A 21,725-nucleotide genomic window follows, 5' to 3' on the forward strand; every position below is an offset into this window, starting at 1 on the left:
CTAATACGCACCACGACCGGTTAAGACAACTGGGACAGTTCGCAGGATGACTTTGAGATCAAGCCAGGGGGACCAGTTTTCGACGTAATAGAGATCGAGGCGAACCATCTCGTCAAAGGTGAGGTCACTGCGCCCGTTGACCTGCCAGAGGCCGGTGAGCCCTGGAGTGACAAGCAGGCGTTGCAGGTGCCAGTCCTGGTATTCGGCCACCTCTTCTGGGACGGGTGGGCGCGGACCAACGACGCTCATTTCGCCCTTCAGGACGTTGAAGAACTGCGGGAGCTCGTCGAGACTTGTGCGGCGGAGAAACCGACCGACGCGGGTCACGCGGGGATCATCACGCAGTTTGAAGAGCAGGGCGCTGCGCCCCGTTGCACGTCGCAGCGCTTCCTGCTGCCGGTCGGCTCCGTCGACCATGGAGCGGAACTTGTAAAGGGTGAACGGTTTTCCACCCTTACCGATACGAGTCTGGCGGAAGAGGACCGGGCCAGGTGAGTCGAGCTTAATAGCAAGAGCAATAAGCAGCATGAGGGGGGCAGCGAGGACAAGGACTATCGTGGCAATGGCGAGGTCCATTGAGCGCTTGATCCACCAGTTCCAGCCCCGGAGGCGACTCTCCTTGATACCGATGAGTGGGAGGCCGGCAACTTCACTGATCTGGACACGGTCAAGAGCGAGTTCAAAAAGATCAGGGACGAGGGAGAACGCGATATCCAGCTCGCGACACTGCTCAACGACTTCTAAAACCCGGTCGTGATGGGCGGGCGGGAGCGCAACGATCACCTCATCGACCTGCGTCGAGCGGAAGCGGTCGACCGCTTCGTCCAAGGTACCAAGATACGGTGGCTGGATGACGCCGCGCTCGGTGCCGAGCGCGAGGGGCTCGAGGGGGGGCTCGAGATCAATATAGCCGAGGACTCGGTAACCAAGGCGTGGATGGTTGTACAGATACTGCATGATGCGGCGAGCGGCGGGCCCGGAGCCGATGACCACCACCCGGTCGACTCCCCGTTCATGGGCCCAGAGCCAGGCACGAATCCACCGTCCGACGAGCCGTTGCGTGACCAGCAGTCCAATCGCGAGGATCCACGCGTAGATGAAAATCAGACGGGAGGGAGAGAAGCGAGAGAGGAAGCTATACAGGATGACGAGTGCCATCGCCGTTGTCACCCCGCTGGCGATGATCGAGGCCTCGTCCAGGAAGCTGGTCCAACGGGGGAGCCGGTAGAGACCACGGACGGTCAGGATGAGCAGTGCCAGCACAACAAAGAGCGCCGTCCGACCGACGAAGGCGCTGAATGGTTGGATGAAACCAGACGGAACGTCCCCGCCAAGTTCCCACGTATATCGGATCTCATAAGCAAACCAAAAGGCGAGTGCCAGCAGTGTGCCGTCGAGCGCTGCTTGAACGAGACGAGGCAGCCACGTGCGCTGCCAAGAACGACGTCGACGCGTGGTGCGAGTGTCCTCGCTTGTCTGAACTCCCAATCCCGCTTCCCTTTCGCCGTGCGCTGCCGCCGCGTCGTTGTCCATCGTGCCCCCCAGGCAACGCGCTGCACGGGCGTAGTATAACCGACGCCTCCGGTTCGCTAGGACCAGCTGGCGAGCTTCGCCTGGAGACGGTCATGCGCACGAGCGGGCATGATGTCCGGAGAGGCTTTGAACGCTGTGTCACCTCGGCAACAACGTTGCAGGGGTCTTCTCCACATCACGGCGTTGCTCGTTCCGCACGTCCCTTCTCGGGTATGGGGCAGGATCTTTCCCACGGAGACGGCATACGGGGCCGAGCAGGAGCCCTCCCTGGTTGAGTGGCAGGGCAGGCCTTTCCGCCCGCGTCTCCATGCCGTGCGAACAGAGCGCTCTGCGTGTTCTGTCGATGGTCTCTCGTATGGCGAACTTGGGCCAGTCGACCAGCAGAACGAGAGCAGGCTGCGACGGTGAGCCTGCTTGCGCCCGGGTGAGACGTCCCAGAGCGGCTTCAGCCGGCGCCCAGTTTGATGGAGAGTGTGGGCCATCCTACTGGAGAATGCGAAAACCCTCACTCCGGGGTGCAGTTGTCCGGCATTGGCCGACGTGTCCGTGGGGTTGCGCAATGGATGGCGAGTTGGGTGCACCTGGTCAAGGAGCGCTCGTCAGGCGTCTTGTGGACCTTGCTCTGCTGAGGGGCGGAGTAAGCCACTGAGAGCTTGGACCGGAACAGACCCGGTCACCCAAAAGACGCTGCGAGGAACAGATTGAGCTGCCGCAGCGAACTAGTGGTGTTGCGCAGGTAGTCCAGTCTAATGGGAAACCGGGTGGCGTGTCACAATCGGTCACCAGCAGGGCGTAGGAGGGCACGGGGAGCAGTGTAGGATTGACCGGGAGCGTGCCAGAACCAGGCGAGGAAACGAGGAGCGGAGGATGGAACGACTCTGGGCGCCGTGGCGGTTGCGGTACGTCGAGGGGGAAGTGCGGCACCGCGGGTGCATCTTCTGCGAGAAACCTGCAGCTGGTGACGATGTCCGCGAGCTGATTCTGCTCCGGGGAGCGCGGGCCTACCTTATCATGAATCTTTTTCCGTATAATACCGGTCACGCGATGGCTGTGCCCTTTCAGCACGTGGCAGACCTTGCTGAGCTCGACCGGGAGACAACGGCGGAACTGTTCGAGCTCGTGACGTGGCTTACGGTCGCCCAGCGGCGGGCGCTACGCTGCGATGGGTTCAACGTGGGACTGAACCTGGGAGCCGTTGCCGGTGCCGGGATCAGCGATCACCTGCATGTGCACATTGTGCCGCGGTGGCAAGGTGATGCGAATTTCATGCCGATCCTTGCCAACACGATGGTGATTCCAGAACTCATCCCGGTGACCTACGCCAAGCTGCGGGCGGAATTAGAGGTTTCGAGCTTTGGGCGTGCCGAGGGCGTCGTGCCGCAGGCGGGAGCAATCGTCTGGCTACCTGACGAGGGGAAACTGGCATTGCGGCGAGCGGCCGATGGCACGATTGTGCTGCCGAAAGGGCACATTGAGCCGGGCGAGGCTGCGTATCGAGCGGCGCTTCGCGAAGTTGCAGAAGAGCAGGGGCTAGTGGGGGAGGTCATCGGCTGGGGCGGGGTCTTGGAGTTCGCTGCCGGGGGGCGTCCGCGCCGCGTGGCGTATCTCCTCGTGCAGGCGCGGCCAGGTGCCGATTTCGAGCGGCATGTGGGTCATGACACGCTCCTGTTCGAGCCGAGTGAGGCAGTTGAGGCGTTAACGCATGAGGACACGCGTCGGTTGGTGATCAAGACGCTGCAACGGTTCGGGATTCCGGTGGTAATGCGGTCATGAGACGGCGTTCCCTGGTGACGACTATGGTGGTGACCGTCCTCCTTGTGCTTGGGGTGCCCTTCAGCCGCTCCATCGCTGTACCGCCGGCGGTCTGCCTTGCTGTGGGGGATTCACTGGCAGCCGGGATCGGCAGTACGCTGCCGCGGGAACGCAGCGCGGCAGCGATTCTCTGCCAGTGGAGCGGGGAGTTCTTCGGTGAGCGGACAGAGCTGGTGAGTATCGCTGTCCCTGGAGAGCGAACCAACTCCTTCCGCACTGAAGGCCAGCTCGACCGACTGCGCGAAACCGTGGAAGCAGCACAGCGGCGCGGCAGCACAATCCGCTTTGTCCTCGTGAGCTTGGGTGGGAACGATCTTCTGGCTCTCCAGAACGCGAACGAGAGTGAGCGAGACCGTGCCTTCGCGGAGTTCCAGACGAACATTGGCGAAGCTCTCGCTGCGATCCGTCGGACCGTTGGTGAGGTGCCGCTCTTGGTACTGACACTGTACGATCCGACCGAGGGGGATCCGGGAGCCGAGCGTAGCGAAAGCTGGTGGGTGGCACAGTTCAATAGCGAGCTCCGTACCCAGGCGAACGCAGTGGGGGCGTCGGTGGTCGATCTGGAGAGTCTGTTCCGCGGACACAGCGCGGAGTGGACCTGGTGGCCGGTCGATGTGCATCCGACGAACGAGGGCTATGAGGCGATTGCACGAGCGGCCTGGAAAGCGCTCGGGCGGGATCAGGAGGCGCCGCAGATCCGGATCGAGCGACCGCGGGATGGAGCGCAGGTGGATCGTCGGTACCTTACCGTCCGGGTACGCGTGACGGATGCGGGTGGGGTTGAACGTGTGAGCGTGTGGGTGGACGGCCAGGAAGTCGGTACGCTCGATCCATTGTCCGAGCGCGATGAGTGGATCACACTGTGGGAGACACCATGGCCGACGGCGGGGCCGCCGATCACTCTGGAAGTGCGAGCGAAGGATCGCGCGGGGAACGAAGGTCGGGCAGCGGTCCGGTTGGAGCGTTTCAGTGAGTGAGACGAGGCCCGATCCAACCGTAGAGCACACGGTGGATGACACGCCGGACTTGGAAGGGCGGTTGGGAGCGTTCACGCTCTCCGACCTCTTGCAGATGCTCGGCTACACGCACAAGACAGGCACACTCACCCTGATCCAGGGCTGGAACACACGGACAATCACTTTCGAGCAGGGGCGGATCACCTATGTGGCGGCAGGGTCGCGTCTCCCGACATTACCAGAGCTTTTGGTGCGTGCTGGCCGATTACCGGCGAGGAAGCTCGAGGAGCTGAGCGCAGAAGAGTCAGACGAGGGGCGGTTACTGACCCGGCTCGTGCGCGAGGAGAAAATAACGGCGGAAGAGATCCAGCGGTGCCGGGAGCAGCAGCTCGAGATTGCGATCTACACGCTGTTCCTTTGGCGGAACTGCCGTTTCGCATTCCGCGCGAATGTCTGCCAGTACGAGGACGGTATTCCGATCACGGTCGACAGCCTCCAGCTTGTCCTGGAAGGAACGCGCCGTGTCGACGAGTGGATCCAGCTCAGCCCGGTGATTCCCTCTGTCTCGATGATCTTCCGGAAGCGTGGGCCGGTGCGACCATTGCCCGTGGAGTTAGCAACGATGTATGAGCTCGTGGACGGGCAACGCGATGTGGCGACGATCGCACGCGAAGCTGGATGGACACAGTTCGAAACTGCGCGAGCACTCTACCAGCTGCACCAGCTGGGCATGGTCGAGGCGGTTCCGCCGAACCGAGCCAAGATCATCGAACTCTTCACACTGGCTGTGGAATCGATCTACCTCAAGCTTGTCCTCTATGACTATCCGCGGGTTGCGCTGGAGTTTGAGCAGCAGCTGAATCGCTTTGCGCGGCAGCACGGGTTGCGGGTGCGCATGGCTGCCGGGCGCGTGATTAAGACCGATCGTGAGACGCGGTTGAGTTCAACCGAGCTCATTGACCTGTACAAGCTGTTCATTGCGATCCAGAACAACAAGTTTCAGAAACTGTTCGATCCGACAATCGCACGAGGGTTGATGGAGGGGCTCTACCGGCACGTTGATCCGGAACTGCAGCAGATGCTCCGGATGTACGAGTTCTACCAGATTGAAGGCCTCTTCCCGCGCCGGGTGCAGCGACCGGTCGAACAGCGCCTCGAGCAGTGAAAACACACCACAAGCACAGGAGATTTCACGCTCTCCGCCCTGGATAGACCTCGAGCGCAGCAGCGAGCAGGGATGCGGCGTGCTCGAGGACAGCCTCGGACTCAACGAGGGCGAGGCGGATAGCTTGCTGTCCACAGCCAGGAGTGGCATAGAAGCCGCGAAGGGGAGCAACCATCACCGTTTCACCACCGAGCGCGAAGTCGGTGAGGAGCCACGCGGCAAAACGCTCCGCGTCATCAACCGGGAGTTCAGCGACGAGATAGAGCGCACCCGCTGGCGGGATCGGGCGAACGCCGGGGATCTGCCGCAACGCGGCGAGCATCGTGTCACGACGCCGTCGGTAGGTTGTGACGACCTCGACGATGTAGCGCTCCGGCGCATCGAGCGCGGCCATGGCGGCGAGTTGTGCGACGAGGGGAAGCGAGAGGCGTAGTTCGGCCAGCGATGCCGCCGCCGCGGTGACGTCGCGGTTTCGGCTAATCAGAGCACCAATGCGAAGTCCGCACGCGTTGAAGCGCTTGGAAATACTGTCGATGACGATGGCATGGCCATCGAGCCCTGGCATTTCCAGTGCGCTGGGCGCGCGTGTACCGCTGAAGACGAGCTCGCGGTACGTCTCGTCACTGTAAAAGAACAGGTTGTACGCGATCGCCAGCTCAGCGAGAGCCTGAAAGGCTGCACGATCATACAGTGTTCCAGTGGGGTTCGAGGGACTACAGAGGAGAATACCTCGCGTGCGCGGGGAAATGCGTGGACGGACGGCTTCGGGAGAGATCGGACCATAGCGGTCAGGGCTGGGTACCGGCACGAGTTCGACGCCGGCGGCAGTCAGGATACCCTGGTAGGGTGCATAGAACGGCTCGGGCACGAGCACCTGGTCGCCAGGATCCGTGGTGGCGAGGATAGCAAGCCAGAGCGCTTCGCTTGCCCCACCGGTCACCACGACTTCCTCCGGGTTGATCAACAGGCCAACCCGTTGGTAGTACCGCACCCAGGCAGCAATGAGGTCGGGAATCCCGCGTGACGGGGTATAGGTCGGTCGCTGGCTGGCCGCCGCTGCGATTGCAGCACTGACGCCGGGTGGGGGAGGGAGATCGGGTTGGCCAATGTTGAGATGAATCACGCGGATACCGCGCGCTTTGGCTGCATCGGCGAGGGGAACAAGACCACGAATCGGAGATGGCGGAATCGCTTGCGCGCGGGTCGAGACGTTCGGTGCGACTGTTCGCTGGACCATTGTGCCTCCCCCACCCAACGACACGTACGGCCCACCAGTGTAGCACTCATGTGTGACGCAGTGCGAGCGTCTTTTCGAGATACCGGAACGGCGGGAGGCAAGGGGCTCGGGGAATGACGAAGGGGGAAGCAGAGAAGCCTTGCTGCCAAGCCCTGGTGCACCAGGGGCTGGTTGCCGTTCAGGGAGAGTCGGCAGAGAGCATCACCGGAGCCGCGTCGCGTGCTACGCTTGCAAAGGATGGCAAACGCTCCCGCGGAGGGTGATCCGGTGCGTGTTCGAGCGGAGGTCGCGGACACGACAGGGCGCGACCTGCACGAGCCTGGTGCAATCCTTCTCCTCTCTTGTTACGAGCTCGGCCACCAGCCGCTGAGTCTCGCCATGCCGCTTGCCTACCTGCGAGTAGCGGGATACCACCCGCTGGCGATTGACACGGCGGTACAGGAGCTCCCCGCGGCGGCGATCAAGCGAGCAAGGCTCGTGGCCATCTCCGTCCCGATGCACACTGCCCTCCGTTTGGGTGTGGGGCTTGGCGAGCGCATCCGGGCCGTGAATCCTGGGGTGCACCTCTGCTACTACGGCCTCTATGCCTGGTTAAACCGTGACTATCTGCTCCGAGAACTCGCCGATAGTGTGATCGGCGGTGAGATCGAGGTACCCCTCTTAGGCCTGGTTCAGGCGCTGGAGCGCGGTGGGCCAGTCACAGTGCCCGGGGTTGTGACGCGGGAGCAATCGTCTGCGCCAGCGCTCGTCCGCGTTGGTTTTCCAGTTCCAGCTCGCGACGTTCTGCCACCACCGCGCCACTACGCGCATCTGATCATCAATGGCCAGGTCGTGCCGGCAGGATACACAGAGGCAACCCGTGGGTGTCATCATACCTGCGCACATTGCCCCGTCGTGCCAATCTACCGTGGACGGTTTTTTGCCATCCCACGCCAAGTGGTCCTCGCGGATATCCGGCAGCAGGTGGCCAACGGTGTCCGGCACATCACCTTTGGTGATCCTGACTTCTTGAACGGGCCGACCCATAGCCTGCGCATCTGCCGTGCGTTGCACGAGGAGTTCCCGGACGTGACCTTTGATTTCACAGCGCGGATCGAGCACATCGTCCAACATCGGAACCTGATGCCGGAGTTTCGGCGGCTCGGCTGCGTTTTCGTCGTCTCGGCGGTCGAGCTTCTCAGCGACCGGGCACTCAAGGCGATCCGGAAGGGTCACTCGCGGGCCGACGTGCTTGAAGCGCTTCGCGTCTGCGACGACGCGGGCATCGCGCTGCGACCCTCGCTCTTGCTGTTCACTCCCTGGACAACCCTGGGGGACTACCTGGAGCTTCTGGAGTTCATTGAGGAAGAGGAGCTGATCGAGCACGTTGATCCGGTCCATCTTTCTATTCGCTTGCTCATCCCGCCAGGCTCGGCGCTGCTGGAGGTCCCAGAACTCCGGCCGTACTTGGGACCGCTAGATGAGGCGAACTTCACTTATACCTGGCGGCATCCAGACCCGCGGATGGACGAACTCCAGCAGGCTGTCGCCGAGCTTGCGGAGCGGGCGACGCGGGAGGGCTGGGATCCCTATACCACCTTTGCGGCGATACGCGCACTGGCCTGGGAGACTGCTGGAAAGCAGCCACCCAGTGAGCCGCCGCGACGTCGACGGAAGCGACCGTCCCCACCGCGGCTCACCGAATCATGGTTCTGCTGAGCGGAGCCGCTCGCGGACCCGGTGGGTCCTGCAGAATCCTAAGGAGGGTCGCAAGTCAACGAGGCGAATGATCGTGCCCACTCGCCTTGTCGGTCAGTGGGATGAGCAGGAGCGATGCAATCAGCGCGGTGAACGCGAGAGCGAGAAACAGTGAAGTGCCGGTGACGAGACCAGGGACGAGTCCCCCGAGGATTCCGCCAACCGAGCCAACACCGTTGACGATGCCCACCGCGATTGCAGCCTGTGCTCCACCGGCTTCGGCGGCTGCGACGCCAACGATTAACGACTCCGCGGCATAGAGGGTGATACCGAGCGCGAGGAGGACGAGCGCGATCAGCCACCAACGTTGAGTCCGTGCCGCAACAGGGAAGAGAAGAAGGGCCACGGTACAGCCGAGTAAGGCAAAGACAGCAGGCCGGACGCGGTGTCCCCCAAAGAGTCGATCCGAGATCGTGCCAGCGAGGAGTGGGCCGGCCAGGCCGGCGAGCCCGAGCAGTCCAGCGATCGCCGTCGCGACGCCGGCGGCGATGAAGGGTAGGGCGTCGCGGACAAGCACTGGTGCCCAGAAGACGGTCGCATAAATAACCGGCTTGAGGAGAAAATCGGCACCGCTGAGGAACCAGAGTGAACGACTACGGAGGAGCGCGAGAGCTTGTCTCTCACTGGCTCGCAGATGCTGGCTCGCCCGATCCGGTGCGAACCAGACGCGCAGCCACAGTGTGTAGGCGACGGCGACGAAGAGTGCGATCATCCCGCCCGCAAGCGGTGCGGCGCGCCACTGGCCGATGACCGAGTACGCGAACCAACCGAGAAGGACAGGAGCAGCAAGCGCCCCGAAGGCATAGCTCGTGCTGAGGATCCCGAATGCGACGCCACGCCGCTGCGGCGGAGTATGTTGTGCGACATCACTACAGACTGCGGCCCAGCCGGTGGCTTGTGCGGCACCTTGGATGAGGAGCGCGGCCAGCAGCAGCCAGGCGGTGGGCGTCGCAGCGAGAAGCAGTGATGCCGCGCAGGCGGTCAGGAGTCCGAGGGTGACTAGTCTGCGCGGGCCCACGCGGTCGGTGAGGGCGCCGGCCACGAACTGACCGGCGGCGTAGACGGCGAGGAAGAGCGCGTCGGCGACGCCGAGAAAGACACGCGAGAGGCCGAGGGTCGGGTCGGCCAGGAGTCCGAGTTTACTGGCGGCGAAGGCGAGGCGCGGAAAGTAGAAGGCAGCATAGGCCAGCCAGCTGGCGGCGAGGACGTGATTGGGGTGGGGTTGGAGTTTGGACGGCTCGTCGTCAGCAGGGGGCACGCGAGACTGCCGTGTCGGGCGGAGCTGCACGCAACCTCCTCCTCATCCCAGCGTACAGTAGTCCACCATTCGGCGATCCTCAAGCCGGAGGAGCGGTGCGGAACGTCGACGGAGAGGGCGGGCCCGGATAAGACGACTCGAGCAGAACCAGGGGGTGCAGACGTCTCAGGAGCAGGGACGGAGCGGCTCACGGGCGATCGAGTGCTTCCCGCGGTACTACCAGAGGCCACGACGTGTCTGCAGCCTGGATGGATAGTGGCGAGCTCGGTGGCAACGCAGCGGACGTCACCACCGAGCTCCCACTGTCTTAGGGCCTGGCGAGGATGACATCGAGCACAGCTGACTGGCCGTCCCGGACGTGGGCGAGTGCACGCCGCAGCGCGGGGAGGATTTGATCCGGTTCCTCAACGCGCTCGCCGTATGCATCGACCGACTGAGCGAGGAGATCAAAACGTGGGGTGGGCGCGAGTTCGATACCGACGAACTCGCCGGTCTTGACGGAGTATCCCTCCGGATATGCTGCGACGAGTGGGCGCTTGGTGGCGTTATAACAGGCGTTGTTCACAATTACGACGAGGATGGGTGCCTTGGCCTGCCGTGCGATCCACAGACTCGCCTCGGGGACGCCGAAAAGGAAGGAGCCGTCGCCGATCAAGCCGAGCACGGTGCGGTCCGGAGCGGCCAGCTTGGCTCCGATTGCCGCGCCGAGCCCCCAGCCGAGACCAGATCCCCCGCTCTGGTACCAGCTTCCGTAGGTTGTGGACTGGATCTGGCAGAAGAGCGGGACCTGGCTCGTGATCGCTTCGTCGATGACAAGGAGTTCCGGGTTTTCACGCCGGAATTCCTCGAGGCAGTAGCCAAGCCATTCGACGGTGATCGGGCGGGTAGTGGCCTGAGCAGCAGCGCGTTGCCGCCACTCGGCGCGTCGGGCGGCCGAGGCGGCGGCGAGACGCTGACGGCGCTCTTCGATTCGCCGACGGTCTGCTTTGGTCAGCAGATCGCGGGCGGCAGCGGCAAGAGCCGGCAGGGCTGCGCCGGTATCGGCGCGGATTGGGAGATCAACCGGGAAGCTCCACAGCGGGATGCGCTCCTTGACGGGATCCAGGTCGATCTGGATGACCGTGGCATCCGCGGGGAGCGGTGTTCGCGTTGGGATGTATGGCACATCGTGGTCAAGGATCAGGACAACGTCGGCTTCAGCAAGGCCATGCTCAAGTCCATAGTTGTAGCCCTGGTGCAAGGGGTGGTCAGCTGGGAAGTTGGCGCGTGTCCGCCACTCGACGACCGGAAGGGCAAGGAGTTCGGCGAGTTCGAGAAGCCCGTCCCACCCAGCACGGGAGCGGCCGCTTGCGGCGGTGAGGACCAGGGGACGCTCGGCGCGGACGAGGAGCTCGGCGGCCTGGCGGAGAAGGTCAGGATCGCCAGCACCAAGGCGAGCCGGCGGGAAGCGGCGGGGGTCGGGGATGCGCACACGCTCGACCCGTTCCATGATCACCTCGCGTGGCAAGGTGAGGTAGACCGGGCCAGGAGGATCGCTCTCCGCAATCTGGTAGGCGCGGGTAACGACCTCGGCGACTTGGTCAGGGCGGCGGAGTTCATAGTCCCACTTCACGTAGTTGCGGACAATGCCGTGTTGATCGAGCTGCTCCTGCAACCAGTGGATGTAGCCGTCGCGGGTTCCACGAACGCTGGGGTCGGTGGTGTAGGGGGCGCGTCCAGCACTGAGGAGGACGGCGGCGCGGCCACGCTGGGCGTTATGCACCATCGCTCCCAGGTTTTGTGTCCCGACATCAACATGGACCAGGACGGCTTGTGGCCGGCCAGAGACCGCGTAGTAGCCGTGCGCGGCCGCGAGTGCTGGAACCTCGAAGGGGCACAGGACGACCTGCGGTGCTGGCTGCCCAAGTGCGCGGCGCTTGGCGATCGCTTCTTGGATCGGGAAGGTATCGGTGCCGGGGTTGAGGAAGAGGTAGGAGACACCGTGCGCGAGGAGCGCCTCGACGTACGCTTCGGCGATCTCGACATGATGGAGTTCGCGTGTTCCTGGTGCCGGGGCCACTTCGACCCGTTCAGCCATCTGAATCCTCCTGTGACGCATGCCGTCTCGTGGCACGCCAAGTGTACGGCTGGGCGACCGGCTCGACGAGGCACACGTTCAGTAGAGCTGAACCGCCGCATCGCTTGGCGGATTGGGGCGAGGAAGCTCCCGAGGAACCGAATCGGCTCTGACGGTGCAGACAGCGGGTTCGGAGGGTGTCTCCACGCTCGGGCGGCGGGACATGCAGTCGAGGGCCCTCATCCCCGCGGTCTTTTCCCTGCGGATGAGGCCAACTGAATAGCGTGCCTGGCAACGCGCCTACCGTGCACGTCTTTTCCCTGCGGATGCGGCCGACTGTGTGCGGGGGTAAGTGGTCCAGTGGTGATCCAGTGGTGAGGAGTGTTGGGGAGGGCGCGAGTAGCTTCATCGTTGAGGTGAGGGTGAGGGCGTCGTACACTGGCAGTTGCGTGTGACTGGAGCGGAAGGGGACTGCTATGCCGACTGTGGCGGAGGTGGTTGCGCGGGAACTCCGGTCAGCTGGAGTAGACCGGGCGTTTGGGCTGCCGGGTGGCGAGGTGTTAGTCCTCCTCGACGCCTTGCGACGGGCTGGAATCTCCTTCACGCTCTGCCGGCATGAAGCCGTCGCCGGTACGGCGGCTGCAGTGTACGGGAAACTCCGTCGCACAGCTGGGGTAGCTGTCGCAACGCTCGGTCCCGGTGCAGCCAACCTGATGCTGCCGCTCGCCAATGCTTGGCTGGATCGAGAGCCACTCTTGGCGATCACTGCCGATCTCCCTGTGAGTTGGCCGGTGAGCCACACGCACCAGCGCCTGCCCCTCCACGAGGTGTACCGTCCGATTGTCAAGCATGTAGAGGCGGTCACGCCGCTCGACCCGCAGTCTGCGGTGCAGCGGGCTCTTTGGGCCTGCACCAGCGAACCACAGGGGCCGGCGTACCTCACGCTCTCCGCTGAAGATGCGGTGCAGCCGGCATCGTTCCTCCACGAGGGTGGACACCCCACAGCCCCAGTATTGACTGGGCAGGAGGAGAACGCCCGCCGTGCCGCGCACGAGCTCGCCCAACGACTCGCCGCCGCCGAACGACCACTGGTCATTGTTGGGCTTGGTGTGCGCCCGGAACGGGCACCACTGCTCCGGCAGTGGCTGCGGTCATGGCGGTTGCCCGTCGCGGTAACCCCGAAGGCCAAGGGCCTAATCGATGAGCACGATGAGGCCACAGACTTCGTCGGCGTGGTTGGTGGCATGGCGATTGATGACCTGATGATGGAGGCGGTTCAGCGGGCTGACCTGATTGTCGGGTTTGGCTTCGATCCGGTTGAGGTGGACAAGACCTGGCATGCCCACTTGCCGATTGTCTGGGTGCTGGAGTCGGCGCAGGCCACGGGCGTGCTGCCGCGCCGTGAGTTGATCGTGGCTGATCATGGAGCGTTGCTGGCGGCGCTGGATGAGCTCGCGCCACCACGTGTCTGGGAGCGGCCGTTCCAGGATGTACAGGTGGAGCGGAAGGCGATTGCCGCCGGCCGGAGTCGAGCGCCGGCGCAAGGACTGGCGCCAGTGCGGATCGTCTCCGTGTTCGCGAACACCCTCCCGCCGGAGACGATCGTCACCACCGATGTCGGCTCACACAAGTATCTGTTTGGCCAGTTCTGGCCGAGTCGGTACCCGGAAACGTTCTGGATGTCGAATGGGCTCTCAGGGATGGGGTATGGGTTAGCGGCAGCGATCGGAGCGAAGTTGGCGCGGCCGGAGGTACCGGTTCTGGCAGTACTTGGGGATGGTGGTTTCTCCATGGTCTGCCAGGAGCTGGAAACAGCGCGGCGGGTCGGCGCGCCGGTGATGGTGCTGGTCATCGCTGACTGCTCATATTCGTTGATCCGGATCGGGCAGGAGAACCGTGGGCTGCCGCGCTACGGCGTCGACTTCGAACCGATCGACAGCGTGCAGGTCGCCCGGGCCTGTGGCTGCGAGGGGGTGGTGGCGCGGACGGCTGAGGAGCTTGCGGCAGCGGCCGAGCAAGCGTTGGCGGTGACTCGCGCAGGGGTACCGTTTGTGATTGAAGTCCCGCTTGATGCCGAGGCCTACCGCCCGATCGTGTGACCGTGCGCATTCCGACAGTGCTCTTGCCTTCAATGAGGCAGCGGCTCGACCGCCTGGTCGCCAATGGCCAGTATGGCCTCGCCATTGTGCTACTTCGGCGTGACAGCTGGGAAGCTGTGGCTGATACGGCGGAGGCGGTCACCGCCAGCAGGGCTGTGTCCAGGGGCCGAGTTCGCGGCGCTTGAGCTGGGCACTGAGCCCATACTGACGGGCGACTCGGCACATCTGGGACTTGGTCACGCCGTTCTCCACGTACTCGATGGCGAAGACAGGCTTGCCGGCGCGGCGGAACGGAGCGGTGAGGTGGCACCAGCCCTCAGCGACACAGCTTTCGACCAGAATCCAGTCGAAGTGGGCGACGAGCTCCGAGGCTTGCTCGGCATCGTTCTTGAGGCCAATGGCAAGACCGCGCGCATGGGCTTCAGCGGCAAGCCAGCGGTTGAAGCGGAGCTGGTCGTCCGCCGTGAGCGGGAAACCGGTCTCATTCTGATAGCCGTTGAGGTTGTCGGGGTCGACGCCGTCGAACCCTTTGGCACGGCAGAGGTCGAGGCGAGCGCGGAGGATCGGTGCCAGGAGGTCGAGAAGACGGATATCGACCCACCGTTCGCCTGGCCAACCCTCGTATTCGTTGCCGAGTACCTCCGGGGGATAGGCTGCAGCATCGGGGCGCCAGTCTTCCCAGGCACCGGCATTAAGGTAGCAGACCACACGCTTGCCTTGCCGTTTGAGGCGAGTGACTGTTGCAGGATCAGTGTCGAAGAGGTCGAGGAAGACCACCTGGGCGTCACGAGGGACGGTGAGGTCCCCAGTGAACTGGATGTGCCAGCGAAGTTGGCCGCGCGGCTGCCACCAGCGCGGTGTTGCGGCTGCTTGGGGGAGTGAACTGCTGAACAGGAGCGCGAGCGTGAGACAGAGCGTCAGCATGCGGCGCATTGGTGATCCCTTCTCCTGCATCGCCGGGTGGCACCGGACGCTCAGTACTCTCAATGTGTTATTCGGCAGAAGAGGACTCGCCGTCAAGTGAAAACCATGGCGATGCTGTGATGGCGCACCCTGAATGCGACAAAGGGCGGGCCAGTTGCGGGTTTGCCTCTCAGGCGCCGCTCGACACTGCGGGGACAATGCGCTATGGTCAGCGTATCTCGCGGCGGTGAAGAAGGCGAGCTCCACAAGGAGGTGTTTTGTAGGGGGGCTCGGAAGGTCCAGAGGAGACTCGAGTCGTACCCTGTCGAGCCAGAGGCTTTCTCCCGACTATTGTCGCTAGCGCATGCGGGAAGGAGTGTCAACCATGGTGATCGCGCAAGCAGCGGTAGTTGAGCGACCGCACGGGCCGTTCGTCGTCGAGGAGGTCGAGCTGGAGGAGCCGCGCGAAGACGAAGTGCTCGTCCGGATTGTCAGTGCAGGGATCTGCCACACCGACCTGATCGTCCGCGACCAGTGGTACCCGGTGCCGCTACCGGCAGTGCTCGGGCACGAGGGAGCGGGTGTAGTGGAACGCGTCGGCGCACGGGTGCGGAAGGTGGCCCCGGGCGATCACGTAGTGCTGACCTTCCGTTCCTGTGGCGAATGTCACCACTGTCTCCGTGGCAAGCCGGCCTACTGTGTGCAGCTTTTCCCGCTCAACTTCGGTGGGCGCCGACCGGACGGTACTAGCCCGATTCGCTGGCGCGGCCAACCGATTACCGGGATGTTCTTTGCCCAGTCATCGTTTGCCACCTACGCGGTGGCGCACGAGCGCAACGTGGTCAAAGTACCCAAGGATGTACCACTGGAGCTCTTGGGGCCGCTCGGCTGCGGGGTGCAGACGGGCGCTGGCGCAGTCTTCAACTCGCTACGTCCACCGGCTGGGAGCTCTATCGCCATCTTCGGCACCGGCTCGGTGGGGCTCAGCGCACTGCTCGCTGCGCGTGCCGTGGGCTGCACCACGATCATCGGGGTCGATATCAACCCGGGCCGACTCGAGGTGGCTCGCGAGCTCGGCGCCACGCACGTCATCGACGCGCGGACGAGCGATCCGGTTGAAGAGATCCGGCGAATCACTGGCTACGGCGTGCAGTACAGTATCGAAACGACGGCAAATCCCAAAGTCTTCCGTCAAGCGGTAGATTGCCTGGATCAACTTGGTGTCTGTGGGCTGATCGGCGCTGCGCCGCTGGGCGCCGAGGTGGCATTGGACATGGGGACGATGCTCTTTGGTCGCATGGTGCGCGGGATCATTGAAGGGGACAGCGTCCCTGAGCTCTTCATCCCAGAGATGATCGCACTCTACCAGCAGGGGAAGTTCCCCTTCGATCGCCTGATCACCTTCTACCCCTTTGCAGCGATCCAGCAGGCAGCCGAGGATTCCGAGGCCGGACGCGTGGTCAAGCCGGTATTGCGGTTTGACTGAGCGGGCAACCAACAAGCGTGTGCACGCGTACCCCGTCGGGCGAGCATCACCACTGCCCGTGCCGGTGAGCAAGGCCTCGCAGGATCCTTGGTCGCTACGATACGGGCTTCGACCGCGTGCGAATGGCGCTCCTGCGAAGGCCTCACCGCGTGTTCCACGCCTCGGTGCGGAAGCGCTGCCCGCGGCGCCGCGCAGTCATGGCAGGGGTCCAAAGACCTCCGGATGCTCGGCGAACTGCTCGAGAAGCGGCCGGTCGTAGCGCAGGACGATGACGCGGTAGCCACGGCGGAGCAGGTTGCAACGGGTTTCTTTGTCCAGCTTCCGGACCCGTGGCTCGTCGTGGTGGGGACCGTCGATAAAGACAAGAATATTCGGGCGGTAGAAGAAATCAGCCCGGCAACGTGGCTCCTCGATGACCTTCTGCGCCTCATCCGGCAAGCGAAGGTCGTGCTCGTAGAGTTCCGTAACGACGTCACGTTCGAGCGAGGACTCGCATCGGGTGAGGAGCCAGTCGCGGTGCTCCTCACGAGACCGGGTGCCATGCCGGAGTTGCACTCGGCAAGTGGTCAGCTGCTGCAAGAGATCGCGGACGGCGAAGCGGTCGAGGAAACGCAAGTCGCGTGCCGAACTGTAGGTGAGCAGGCATTCTGAGCAGGCTCCGTCGCAGTCGGCTCGCTCCGTCTCAGGAGTGAAGTGACAGAGCCGGAGCGCTTCGCGTGCGACCTCCGCGAGTGCGTTGCCTTCTTCGACCAGTCGACGGAGGACACCGAGGCCGCCTTCGGCTTCCTCAAGGAAGAGGAGCGCCAGATGATCCCCGTCGCCGACCTCAGCCGTGCCGAGCTCCGTCTCCTCGAGTTGGAAAGCCTCGGCAAGCCCGCGGTGCAGCGCGACGCGGAGGGTCGTGCGTACCACGGGATTGTCGCGGAGCGTCGGATCGAGGAGGCGGAGGAGCAGCAGGTTACGGGTCTCCTGGACGGCAAGTGCCAAGCGACTGACATGTTGTGGTGTGGAGGCACGACGAGAAGTCCGCGCTTTGGAACGCTCCTCACCCATGACCTCGCCAGTCGCAAGGTCGATGAGAAAGTCCGGCTCGCTCTGAGCGCGCCACCCGCGGTTGAGGGTCAGAAGCGTGGCCGCGGGGGCGTACCGGAGAGCTAGGAGAGGGGTGCCGTCATCTGCCAAGACGTCGGCTTCGAGGAGCCGTGGGCTCGACTCGACAGCCGTGAAACGGAAGGCGAGCTCGCGGGTATACCCGGCCAGTTGCCGCTCCTCCTCGTTACAGGTAATCCGCTCGCGACGTTCCAAGCGGACATTTGGCATCTCGAGCAGCGAAACGTGCTCTGCGTTTGCTCCGGAGAGTTCCAGGCCGCAGGAGGAGCAGCGGTCGTCCTGCAGCTCGGCCCAGGCGGAGCAGCGACGACACAGCTTGCGGCGCACGATGCGCTGCTCAAGCGACCCGGCGCCGATGGGGACGAAGAAGCGGGCGAACTGCCACTTTGCCCCTTCGTGGTAGACCGTGGCGCCGGGAGCAAACTCGGTGATGGCCAGGAAGCGTGGCCGGGCGATGAATTCTCCTGCTCCGCGTGGGACCCAGGCCCGGACGGGGAGCGCCGGAAAGTTGTAGCCGGGGAGGAACTCCTCAGTCGCCAAGTAGCGGTACGGGTAGAAGTCACTCTCCTCCCGTGCCACCTCGACTTGGAGTAGGAGGTTGCGCTGGCGCAGTGCCTCCTCCTGCTGGCGGCGGGCCGCCTCCTGCTGATCGCGGGAATGGGAGCGCAAGAGCACCTGCTGCGCGCTCTCGAGCTGTTCAAAGGCGGCACGGTAAAGCTCGCGCCAGCGGTCGAAGGCACGGTCGAACCGTTCAGCAGCAGAATCGAGCAGTTGTTCGATCCAGCGCTCGGTGAACCAGCCCGTCCGCTCCAGTTCGGCGCGGTCATCGGCGGTGAGTACGCGTTGGATCCGCTGGAGTAAGCGTTGTCGTTGGCTGGGTGCGAGCTGGAGCTGGGCACGGACGTTATCGAAGAGTGGGAGTTCCGGGAGACGATCGATATCGATCACGCTGTTGACCGAATCCCGTAACGTCAAGCCGGTCTCGGAGAGCCATTCAGCGAGGAAGTGAGTGCGCAAGAGCGTCTCGTTGGCGAGGTCAAGGCGTGGGGCGCGGACGGCGCCGGCAACCATCTCCTCCCGGTGACGGAAGAAGTACTGGTCATGGCTGTGGAGGGCGCCACAGAAGGTGATGATCAGGCCGGGCTGTCCTTGGCGGCCAGCGCGGCCGCTGCGCTGAGCGTAGTTGGCGGGAGTTGGCGGGACATTGCGCAAGTGCACCAGGTCGAGGTCGGCAATATCGATCCCGAGTTCCATGGTTGGTGAGCAGACGAGATAGGGGAGGCGGCGACCGAGCGTGGGGTCACGCTTATCCTCCTCAGTCCAGCGGAAGCGGCGTTCGCGGCGCTGGCGTTCGCCGGGTGCCACCACTTGTGCGGTGTGCTCGCGTGCCTCGAGCGCGGCGAGCTCGGCGGCTGCCTCCTGATAGAAGCGCTGGAAAAACGCATTGGCCCGCCGCTCCTCCTCGCTGAGCTGTGTGCGTTCCCGCACAAGGTCGATGACAGGCGTTCCGTCACCGCGGCACCAGCGGAGTGCAGTATGGCGGAGGCGGATGGCAAGGGTGCCGTTGTCCTGCTCTCGTCGCTCGATCAGGCCGTGGCGTGCCAGTCGGTCCAGGAGCGCGGGGAGGAGCTCCGTGTAGGCGGTCGCGTCCAGGTTGAGTGTGCGGGTAAGGAAGCGGCCGAGTGGGGTAGATCGGGCCAAGCTGCGTGCGTCCTCGTCGTCGCTGGTTGGGGCAGGCCAGACAAAGGTGGTGGCGCGGCGTAGACCGCCTTGGCTGGGATCAATCCCCCAGAACTCGTTCAAAAGGTCTGTGGCGCGGCGGAAGAGTCGGCGCTGCTGGTCCTCGTCGGCGAGGATCGGCGCGTCGATGGCCAAAGCGCGGCGGAGGTGGTCGAGCACCGCACGGAGCAGGCGCTCGCGCTGGCTGGCAGAGAGTGCGGCCATGGGAGGTACCGCGGCCCACTCCGCATCGTCAGCGGAAAGTTCCGCAAGACCTCGATAGTCGAGGCGCAAGAGGCCGACATCCTCGAGGTTGGGCAGGGCGACACGCCAGCCGCGACGGAGGTCTTCATAGAGGCGATATTCCGTGAGGTCGTAGAAGCACGTGCGGACATCCTGCGCCGCTGGACTGTTGGAGACGAGGTCGTGCTGCTTGGCATAGTCGGCGAGCGTGAGCCCCATGTGGCGGACGACCGCTTCGGCTACCTCCTCGAAGGGGAGCGGCGAGCGTTCTTGGAGCGCCGAATAGAGTGCCGAACGGAGGACTGCGACGTGGACAAAGTCGTTGAAGTGCCCAGCTTGGAGCGAGGCGTCCTGCCGACTATCGGTGAAGGTGAGCAACTTATCGCGGCTACCGATCGCGCGGGCGTGACGGAGGAGGGAGACGGCGAGGATGGTCGTTGCTGAGCTTCGTCCCTCGCTGGCGAGGTAGGTGAGGCGCTGGTACTCTCCTTCGCGCCGCCCGTACCAGGTGCCGCAGGAAAGGCAGAGCCAGAACCGCTCGGTCTGGAGCCAGGCGGGGTAGGCGCCTTCAACTCCATGGTTGGTGAGCCGGCCGTCCGGGAAAACCGAGACGCGCTGCGGGACGCGGTCGCGCCAAGTGCGTCGGAGCTGACCCCGGGCGTCACGCCAGTCGTCTGGCAGCTGCTCAAGCGACCACTCGGGGACAGCCTCGGCGAGGACGAGGTAGCCGACGAGCGCTCCAGCCTCGTCGAGCACGAGGCCAGGTGGAGAGGGTTCGAGCCGGTCGCCACGCAAGAGGACGCGGTAATACTCCTGACCGCACACGCGGCAGAAGGCGAGCGGGTAGCGTGGATGGCTGCCGCTGGCGCGCGGCTCGGTGGCAAAGCGACGCTCGGGAGACGGCTCCAATGTCGCGTAGAGGGCGTGGCTTTGGGAGATAAACTGGTGCAGCTTGAAGGCAAAGAGTGGCTGGCCGTCCGGTCCCCGCAGCTGGGCAGCCGTTTCCAGGAGTTCCTGGAGGCGGGCGCGGCAGGTCGCCGCGTCGAGACCAGTCTCCGTTGCTAAGTCGTGCGCAACATCGCTCAGAGTCCGTGGTGGTCGGCGACGCAGCGACCCGTCTGGCTGCCGTTCCACGCCGAGCGCTTGTTCCAGCCAACAGGCGAGTGGGTGGCTCCGGAGCGCGTCCGGCTCCTTGGGGGGTGGGGCAGCAAGTGCCGCGGTGAGTTCGCTGCCGGTCGGCACAGTTCCGGTGGTGACCAGCTCGAGCGTCTCCTCGATGATGTCGTTGGGATCAATCCGGTGGCCAAAGAAGCGGGAAGCGAAGTCGGCAACGACCTGACGACGCTCGGCAGCGGTTGCGTCGCGGTGGGCGACAAGGGTGGCGCTCGTCCCGATGTGGACAACGCGCGGGCGTTCGAGCCGAGCCCGGAGGCGGCGGACGAGGAGGGCAACGTCTGCACCTTGCCGACCGCGGTAGGTGTGGAGTTCATCGAAGACGAGGACGAAGGGCGCGCGGGCAGTGGGCCGGGGCGCGACGAGTGGTGCGTCTTCAGGACGGTCGAGCAAGAGTTCGGCCATGACGTAGTTGGTGAGGAGGAGGTGGGGTGGGTTCTGGCGGATTTCAGCCCGTTCCTCTTGCGGTGTCTCACCAGTGTACCGGGCGAAGCGCAAAGGGAAGGGGCGGCCAGTGCGCTGTTCGTAGCGCGTGCGGAGCTCGGTCAGCGCGTGAAACTGGGAGTTCACGAGGGCATTCATCGGGTAGACGACGAGGGCAAAGGGACCGGGCTCGTCTGGGAAGCGGACGGCGAGGTCAACGATGGGGATGAAGTAGCAGTAGCTTTTCCCGGAGCCGGTGCCGGAGGTGACGACGACGCTGCGGCCGTCCTGGACCGCACGGATCGCTTCCACCTGGTGGGTGAAGAGGCGTAAGGGAGTACCGTCAGGACGGCGGAAGATCTGGGCAGTGGTCTCGTGCAAGAGCCCCTGGCGGACCAGTTCATCGACCGTGGCATCTCGCTGGTAGGCCGGCGAGAGCTGGACGAGTGGTTCCGGCCAGAGGTGCTGCTGGTCGAGCAGGAGGCGGCGGATCTCCTGCTGGATACGTGGGTCGCGGGCGATGACGAAGGCGTGGATGAAGTCCTGATAGTCCTGGAGGACGCGGCGGTGGAGTTCGAACACCGACGACATCGGGCGGCTGTCCCCTCCTCAGGAACTCCACTCCTCAGGTTCGCAGGTCGGTGGGAACGCAGGTGTTCCCGGGAATCCGAGTAGCGTTCAGAGGGGAGTATACCGGCTGCGTGGGAGGGGCGCACGGAGGTACTTGCCGCACCCTCTGCCTCCCGCTCGACATGGGAGAGAGAACAGGAAGAGGTGGTGTCATCCTGCTGTAGGGGCGCGATGCATCGCGCCCG

12 protein-coding genes are annotated in these 21,725 nt (G+C 64.3%); 6 read left to right on the forward strand and 6 right to left on the reverse strand.

Going from position 1 to position 21,725, the window contains the following annotated elements:
* Window positions 1-1,533: an undecaprenyl-phosphate glucose phosphotransferase gene (locus tag NET03_RS12550; RefSeq protein ID WP_252128981.1), complete on the reverse strand. Its 1,533-nt coding sequence runs from the start codon at window positions 1,531-1,533 to the stop codon at window positions 1-3.
* A gap of 867 nt (window positions 1,534-2,400) precedes the next feature.
* Here NET03_RS12550 and NET03_RS12555 point away from each other — a divergent pair.
* The 3 genes from NET03_RS12555 to NET03_RS12565 are packed head-to-tail and all read left to right on the forward strand — an operon-like array spanning window position 2,401 to window position 5,466.
* Window positions 2,401-3,306, forward strand: coding sequence for an NUDIX domain-containing protein (locus NET03_RS12555; protein ID WP_252128982.1), 906 nt, complete (start codon window positions 2,401-2,403; stop codon window positions 3,304-3,306).
* Window positions 3,303-4,322, forward strand: coding sequence for a GDSL-type esterase/lipase family protein (locus NET03_RS12560; RefSeq protein WP_252128983.1), 1,020 nt, complete (start codon window positions 3,303-3,305; stop codon window positions 4,320-4,322). Before NET03_RS12555 ends, NET03_RS12560 begins: the two co-directional genes overlap by 4 nt.
* Entirely contained in the window at window positions 4,315-5,466 is a 1,152-nt protein-coding gene (locus tag NET03_RS12565) for a DUF4388 domain-containing protein (protein ID WP_252128984.1), read from the forward strand. The genes NET03_RS12560 and NET03_RS12565 overlap by 8 nt, the downstream gene beginning before the upstream one ends.
* Window positions 5,467-5,491: 25 nt before the next feature.
* Here the strand turns inward: NET03_RS12565 and NET03_RS12570 are convergent, their stop codons facing one another.
* Window positions 5,492-6,703: a pyridoxal phosphate-dependent aminotransferase gene (locus NET03_RS12570; RefSeq protein WP_252128985.1), complete on the reverse strand. Its 1,212-nt coding sequence runs from the start codon at window positions 6,701-6,703 to the stop codon at window positions 5,492-5,494.
* A 309-nt stretch (window positions 6,704-7,012) separates the two neighbouring features.
* On the opposite strand from NET03_RS12570, the gene NET03_RS12575 reads away from it, so the two are divergent.
* Window positions 7,013-8,401, forward strand: coding sequence for a CUAEP/CCAEP-tail radical SAM (seleno)protein (locus NET03_RS12575; RefSeq protein ID WP_286207426.1), 1,389 nt, complete (start codon window positions 7,013-7,015; stop codon window positions 8,399-8,401).
* Window positions 8,402-8,456: 55 nt separating this feature from the next.
* Here the strand turns inward: NET03_RS12575 and NET03_RS12580 are convergent, their stop codons facing one another.
* Both NET03_RS12580 and NET03_RS12585 read right to left on the reverse strand, forming a co-directional pair.
* Window positions 8,457-9,728 (reverse strand): MFS transporter, encoded by a 1,272-nt coding sequence (locus NET03_RS12580; RefSeq protein WP_252128987.1) that lies wholly within the window; start codon window positions 9,726-9,728, stop codon window positions 8,457-8,459.
* A 277-nt stretch (window positions 9,729-10,005) separates the two neighbouring features.
* Window positions 10,006-11,775, reverse strand: a complete 1,770-nt coding sequence (locus tag NET03_RS12585) for a thiamine pyrophosphate-requiring protein (protein ID WP_252128988.1) — start codon at window positions 11,773-11,775, stop codon at window positions 10,006-10,008.
* Between the two features lie 455 nt (window positions 11,776-12,230).
* On the opposite strand from NET03_RS12585, the gene NET03_RS12590 reads away from it, so the two are divergent.
* Entirely contained in the window at window positions 12,231-13,853 is a 1,623-nt protein-coding gene (locus tag NET03_RS12590; RefSeq protein WP_252128989.1) for a thiamine pyrophosphate-binding protein, read from the forward strand.
* 138 nt (window positions 13,854-13,991) lie between these two features.
* Here the strand turns inward: NET03_RS12590 and NET03_RS12595 are convergent, their stop codons facing one another.
* Window positions 13,992-14,786 carry an endo alpha-1,4 polygalactosaminidase gene (locus NET03_RS12595; RefSeq protein ID WP_252128990.1) on the reverse strand — a complete coding sequence of 265 codons (795 nt, stop codon included), beginning with the start codon at window positions 14,784-14,786 and terminating at the stop codon, window positions 13,992-13,994.
* A gap of 355 nt (window positions 14,787-15,141) precedes the next feature.
* On the opposite strand from NET03_RS12595, the gene NET03_RS12600 reads away from it, so the two are divergent.
* Window positions 15,142-16,242, forward strand: a complete 1,101-nt coding sequence (locus tag NET03_RS12600; protein ID WP_252128991.1) for an NAD(P)-dependent alcohol dehydrogenase — start codon at window positions 15,142-15,144, stop codon at window positions 16,240-16,242.
* A gap of 195 nt (window positions 16,243-16,437) precedes the next feature.
* Here the strand turns inward: NET03_RS12600 and NET03_RS12605 are convergent, their stop codons facing one another.
* Entirely contained in the window at window positions 16,438-21,501 is a 5,064-nt protein-coding gene (locus tag NET03_RS12605) for a DEAD/DEAH box helicase (RefSeq protein ID WP_252128992.1), read from the reverse strand.
* Window positions 21,502-21,725: the final 224 nt, after the last annotated feature.

Origin of the sequence: Thermomicrobium sp. CFH 73360 (assembly GCF_023806465.1) — a bacterium.
Taxonomy (GTDB): Bacteria; Chloroflexota; Chloroflexia; order Thermomicrobiales; family Thermomicrobiaceae; genus Thermomicrobium.

Excerpts from the sequence above, each read along its gene's own strand:
- NET03_RS12555 (WP_252128982.1), top strand. The coding sequence starts at position 2,401 with ATGGAACGACTCTGGGCGCCGTGGCGGTTGCGGTACGTCGAGGGGGAA.
- NET03_RS12560 (WP_252128983.1), top strand. The coding sequence starts at position 3,303 with ATGAGACGGCGTTCCCTGGTGACGACTATGGTGGTGACCGTCCTCCTT.
- NET03_RS12550 (WP_252128981.1), bottom strand. The coding sequence starts at position 1,533 with ATGGACAACGACGCGGCGGCAGCGCACGGCGAAAGGGAAGCGGGATTG.
- NET03_RS12600 (WP_252128991.1), top strand. The coding sequence starts at position 15,142 with ATGGTGATCGCGCAAGCAGCGGTAGTTGAGCGACCGCACGGGCCGTTC.
- NET03_RS12605 (WP_252128992.1), bottom strand. The coding sequence starts at position 21,501 with ATGTCGTCGGTGTTCGAACTCCACCGCCGCGTCCTCCAGGACTATCAG.
- NET03_RS12590 (WP_252128989.1), top strand. The coding sequence starts at position 12,231 with ATGCCGACTGTGGCGGAGGTGGTTGCGCGGGAACTCCGGTCAGCTGGA.
- NET03_RS12570 (WP_252128985.1), bottom strand. The coding sequence starts at position 6,703 with ATGGTCCAGCGAACAGTCGCACCGAACGTCTCGACCCGCGCGCAAGCG.
- NET03_RS12585 (WP_252128988.1), bottom strand. The coding sequence starts at position 11,775 with ATGGCTGAACGGGTCGAAGTGGCCCCGGCACCAGGAACACGCGAACTC.
- NET03_RS12595 (WP_252128990.1), bottom strand. The coding sequence starts at position 14,786 with ATGCGCCGCATGCTGACGCTCTGTCTCACGCTCGCGCTCCTGTTCAGC.